General features: G+C 72.6%; 4 protein-coding genes. 1 reads left to right on the top strand and 3 read right to left on the bottom strand.

All coding sequences use genetic code 11. The annotated features are described in order from the left end of the window. The 3 genes from PROKR_RS36930 to PROKR_RS13250 form a co-directional block, all read right to left on the bottom strand. Nucleotides 1-183 (bottom strand): hypothetical protein (locus PROKR_RS36930; protein ID WP_211240129.1); only part of this gene is annotated, 183 nt, incomplete at its 3' end. A gap of 193 nt (nt 184-376) precedes the next feature. Next, the gene (locus PROKR_RS13255) at nt 377-1,651 is read right to left on the bottom strand and encodes a folylpolyglutamate synthase/dihydrofolate synthase family protein (RefSeq protein ID WP_051432961.1); all 1,275 of its coding nucleotides are present in this window, start codon (nt 1,649-1,651) and stop codon (nt 377-379) included. Further along, nucleotides 1,648-3,552: a hypothetical protein gene (locus tag PROKR_RS13250; protein ID WP_036963983.1), complete on the bottom strand. Its 1,905-nt coding sequence runs from the start codon at nt 3,550-3,552 to the stop codon at nt 1,648-1,650. The genes PROKR_RS13255 and PROKR_RS13250 overlap by 4 nt, the downstream gene beginning before the upstream one ends. Nucleotides 3,553-3,609: 57 nt before the next feature. On the opposite strand from PROKR_RS13250, the gene PROKR_RS13245 reads away from it, so the two are divergent. Further along, nucleotides 3,610-4,953, top strand: a complete 1,344-nt coding sequence (locus PROKR_RS13245) for a bifunctional folylpolyglutamate synthase/dihydrofolate synthase (RefSeq protein ID WP_245605817.1) — start codon at nt 3,610-3,612, stop codon at nt 4,951-4,953. The last annotated feature ends 25 nt before the right edge of the window (nt 4,954-4,978 follow it).

The raw sequence follows: 4,978 nt of genomic DNA, 5'->3' as shown, positions 1-4,978 counted from the left end.
GGTGGCGGCGTGCGCGGTGTGGTCGACGGCGGCCTGCACGGCTTGCGTCTGGGCTGGCCGGCCTTGTGCCGGTCGCTCTGGGGCGGCCGGGGCCCCGGCCGCCGAGGCCTGGACCGTGATCGCGAGTGCCGCCGCCGCGACCCCCATGACGACCGTGCGCTGCACCGTGCTCTTTCGTCCCATGCTGCTGGTTCCCCCTCGACGAACCCCTGCGCATCTCGTCCGATGCGGCGAAGTCATCGTTCTCGACGGGGTGAAAAGCCGCAACACACGCGTGTGGTGCGCAGCTGCAGGTCGGGGGACTGACCGGGGTTCAGCAGGCGGTGCGCGACCGTCTGGGGCGGGTTGTGGTCGGCCGGGGCGTGGTGAATCTCGGTCAGTACGGCCGGGGCGACGAAGCCAGGTACGCCGTACCCGTCTCGACGTCCAGCTCGTCCAGCACGATGCCCACGTAGGACTGCGTACCGATCAGCAGGCAACCACCACCGCCGGCCCGTGCGCCCTCTATCCCGCGCGCGATGGCGGTCCGCGCATCCACGACCCCGCCGTGCAGGGCCTCGGCCGCCGTGAACCTCAGGTAGTCGTCCGCGCGCGCCGGGATTACTCGGTCGAACGCACGGAGCTCGGCGAAGCAGGCCTCGACATCCTTCGTGTCCGGGAAGCTCGCCACGACGGTGTCCAGCGCTCCGTGCCACCGCAGGTAGTGGGTGACGGCGGCGGCGACACCCTCGGGCGAGATCGCGCCGTCGACCATGACGGGAGTCCCGTCGAGGGTGTGCCGGCTCAGCCGACCCGGGATGTGCACGCTCGCGAGCGTGGTCGTGGCCAAGTGGTCGTCCACCCGCCAGCCCTGGACGGCGGCAAGGGCACGCGCCGCGGCCTCCCCGACGGTCGCGTTCATCCGGGTGAGCGACGCCAGCCCGGCGGGAACCGACGTCGTCGAGCCGGCACCAAGGGTCACGAGGTCCGCGCCGTGCCTCGCCGCGACCTCCTCGATGATCGAGGTCACCTCGGCGGCCTGTTCCACCGTGACGATCGTGCGCGTCGCGGGTCCGACGACGCCGAGCAGGTCGCGTGCCACGTCACCCAGCGTGGGGCCGAGCAGATCGCCGTGCTCGTAGAACACCCGCGTCACGGCGACTACGGCCGGATCGAACAGGCTCACCTCGTCGGACAGGCCGCCCAGGCCTTCCTCCAGCACGAGCACGTCGGCGCCGTGCGCCGCCGCCCAGGCCGCTCCCGTGACCGTGAACGCCCCGGTCGGTGACAGGTAGCCGGAGCCGGCCGCGGGGACGGCGGCCCGAGCCCGGGACAGCCCCTGCGCCATCTCCTCGTACTCCTCGGTGGAGACAGCTTGGCCGTCCAGCCGCACGCGCTCGCGGTTCGTCCGTAGTCCTGGTGAGGAGACCAGCCCCACGTGGGCCAGGCGGCTGTCGTCGACCCACGTGGCGGACAGCGTCGCGGCCGCGTGCACGGCCGCCGTGCCCTTGCCCTTGGACCCGACCACGACGAGCACGGGCGGCGTCGCATCCCAGGTGCCAAGGGCGTTGCCCACGGCGCGCGCCCGGTCCAACGACCGGCGTTCACCCGGTCGCTTGGTGCTCCACTCCTCGAAGAAGGCGCGGTCTCCGGGCAGATGCTGGGCGGTCACCGGCCCACCTTCTCACCGCCAGGACCGGCTCCACGACCGGCGTCGGCCATCTCCTCGACCCAGCCCTTGTCGACCCGGGCTCCGCTCCGGGGCTGCGGGATGCGCAGGCGCGCGAGCGCGAACACGGACATCACCGCCGTTCCCAGGCCCAGCATGACCCAGTGCGGGTCGGGCAGGGCCGCGCCGGCGAGCACGAGGCTGGCCAGGGGGACCACCAGGGCGTTGAGGTTGCCGACCAGGACCGGCCGCAGCCGGCGTCGCACCGTGACAACGGTCGCCACCGGTGCGCCCAGGTCACCACGGAGCCGGGACGACATGCGGACCACCACGTGCGGCGACATGCCCTCGGGCAGGTGGGGCCACAGGCGGTTGACCCGCTGCACCCTCTTGATCGGCTCGGGTGGCACCCCGGTCTCGGGCGGGTCGTGGTCGGCGACGGCCAGCGCGGCGACCTCCCGGCCACCCCAGCGGACGAGCACCTGCTGACCCGACTCGACCCCGATGCGGTCGAACACCGCGGGGTGCAGAGTGACGACCGGGGCTCCGTCGTCACCGGCGTGCGCCTGGACCACACGTGCGGAGAACTCCGGTGCGCGGAACAGCGCACGCCACAGATGTTCCAGCACGGTGTCGACCGCCGCGCCGAACCGCCTGAACCACGGGCCCTGTGCCCGGGTCCGGATCACTTCGGGCAGTGCTGCCACGAGCGCCACGGAGGAGTCGTCCGCGGCGCCGTCCGCGGCGATGAGGAGACGAAGCTGGTAGGCGAGCCGGACCGTGCCCCGCCGGACGTGACCGCGCGCCACCGCACGAACCCAGGCCGTGACCCCGTTCCGCACCAGGAGGTAGGTGCCAGGGACCAGGTCGGCAGGGTTCACTTGTACCTCGTCGGCCGCCGGCATGTCGCGGGCGAGCGCGGCGCTCGTCCGCAGCGGTGCGATCGGCGGCACCCGAAGGGAGAGCTCGGTGGCGCCGTTCACGGCGTCAGTCAGCCCTCGGCTCGCGCCCATCTCCTCGGGCAGGAGGCCGCGGGCAACCTCGGGGACACCCTCGGCGGCGGCACTCCACGCCCAGGCCACGGTGGAGTGATCGTCGGTCGCCACGGTGACCGGAACAGGACCGTGGATCCCGGACAGCATGTGCGGATGCACGACGACCGTCGGCAGACCCGAGGGGATCTTCACGGGCACTGCCGTGTACCGGGTCGGCGCAGGTGCTGCCGCGCACTCGATCGCTACGGCCAGGGCGGCGACCAGCCGGGTCAGCTCCTCGGGTGCGCCCGACGGCACCCTCAGGTGGGCCCCGACCTCAACCTGGACGGCGGCGACCCCGAGCGTCTGCGCGAAGGCGGTGACGGTCGTCGGACGCATGGCGGAGAAGACCGCGTTCGTCGTGACCCGAAGATCGCTCTCGTCCAGCGCGACCACCACTGACGCGGGGACCAGGCCCGAGCCCGTGCCGAGGTCGACATCGGACTCCGGCCGGCTGCGCATGCCGTGCAGGTCGATCACGACCGCCGGGCGTAGCTCGGCCAGCCGCTCCTTGAGCGGATGTCCCTCGTCGTAGTTCGCGTCCCCGGGCGTGCCCCGGGCCACGAGGGCCGTGCAACCGGTCAGCTCGGCCAGGAGGACGGCGAGCCCACCGGTGCCCCGGTCCGCGAGCTTGGCCGTGCCCTCGCGCTCGTGATTGGTCGCGTGCGGCGCGGTGACCACGACGTGCGGCCGCAGAGTGCCGGCGACCTCCAGCAGACCCGGTGTCGGTTCCGCCACACCCGCCGTGATCGGCGACGGCCAGGGCGGACCCCCGCCGTCGTACCGGTCCTGGCTGAAGATCCGCTCCAGATCCAGCCACCTGGCCACGAGATCACCCGTCACGCCCGACGTCTGCTGCTCGTCCGACACCTGCTGAGCCCCCGAACGAGATCGGCAACGTTGATCCCGGAACCCTATCCTCGTCTCGTGGACGAAGCCTTTGAAGCAGTACGCCGCGAGATCGCGGCACGAGCCCCCGAATTCGACATCGACCCCACCATGGCCCGCGTCGAGCGTGTCCTCGAGCTCCTCGGAGACCCGCACCGCGCCTACCGCACCGTCCACATCACGGGGACCAACGGCAAGTCCTCCACGGCCGCCATGGTCGAGCGCCTGGTGCGCGAGCACGGCCTGCGCACCGGACGGTTCACCTCCCCGCACCTGACCAGCGTCACCGAGCGCATCGCGATCGACGGCGAGCCGCTCACCCCGGAGCGCTTCGTCGAGGTCTTCGAGGACGTCGCGCCCTACATCGGCGTCGCCGACCGCGAGTCGCAGGAACAGGGCGGACCTCGCCTGAGCTTCTTCGAGGTGCTCACCGTCATGGCCTTCGCCGCGTTCGCCGACGCCCCCGTCGACGTCGCGATCGTCGAGGTCGGTATGGGCGGCACCTGGGACTCGACCAACGTCGTGGACGGCGAGGTCGCCGTCATCACGCCCGTCGCCATGGATCACGAGCGCTGGCTCGGGTCCACGATCGAGGAGATCGCCACCGAGAAGTCGGGGATCATCAAGAAGGACGCCGTCGCCATCGTCGCCGAGCAGTCCGACGCCGCCCTCGAGCCGATCCTCGCCCGCGCGCAGTCCGTCAACGCGCACCTGATCCGCGAGGGCGTCGACCTGGAGGTCGTGGACCGCCGCATCGCCGTCGGCGGCCAGCTCCTCGACCTGCGCACGCCCGCCGGCGTCTACACCGAGATCTTCCTGCCGCTGCACGGGGCACACCAGGCGCACAACGCGCTGCTGGCGCTCGCGGCCACGGAGGCCCTGATCAGCGGCGGCCGCGCGCTCGGCGCCGAGATCGTCGAGGCGGGATTCGCCGACGTCAAGGTCCCCGGCCGCCTCGAGCTGGTGCGCTCCAGCCCCACGGTGCTGGTCGACGTCGCGCACAACCCTGCCGGCGCCGAGGCCCTGGTGGACGCGCTCGGCGAGTCGTTCAACCTGGAGCGGGTCGTGGCGGTCGTCGCCGTCATGGCGGACAAGGACTCCGAGGGGTTCCTCTCGGTCCTGGAACCGAGCATCGCCGAGATCGTGGTCACCCGGAACTCCTCGGAGCGGTCCGCCGACCCGGAGGACCTCGCCGAGGTGGCGCGCGAGGTCTTCGGTGAGGAGCGCGTCCACGTGGCCGACCGCCTCGACGAGGCGCTCCAGGTCGCGGCGGACCTGGCCGAGGCCGACGAGACGGCGGGCGCCGCCGCCGGCACGGGCGTGCTGGTCACGGGCTCCGTGGTGACGGTGGCGGACGCGCGCATCCTGGTGGGCCGCGTCTGAGCCCACGCCGGGCACCCCGGCCTGC

It is taken from the genome of Promicromonospora kroppenstedtii DSM 19349 (assembly GCF_000515355.1).
Lineage (GTDB): Bacteria > Actinomycetota > Actinomycetes > Actinomycetales > Cellulomonadaceae > Promicromonospora > Promicromonospora kroppenstedtii.
Note: the sequence above shows the minus strand (reverse complement) of the source record. Positions and strands in the feature narration are given on the sequence as shown.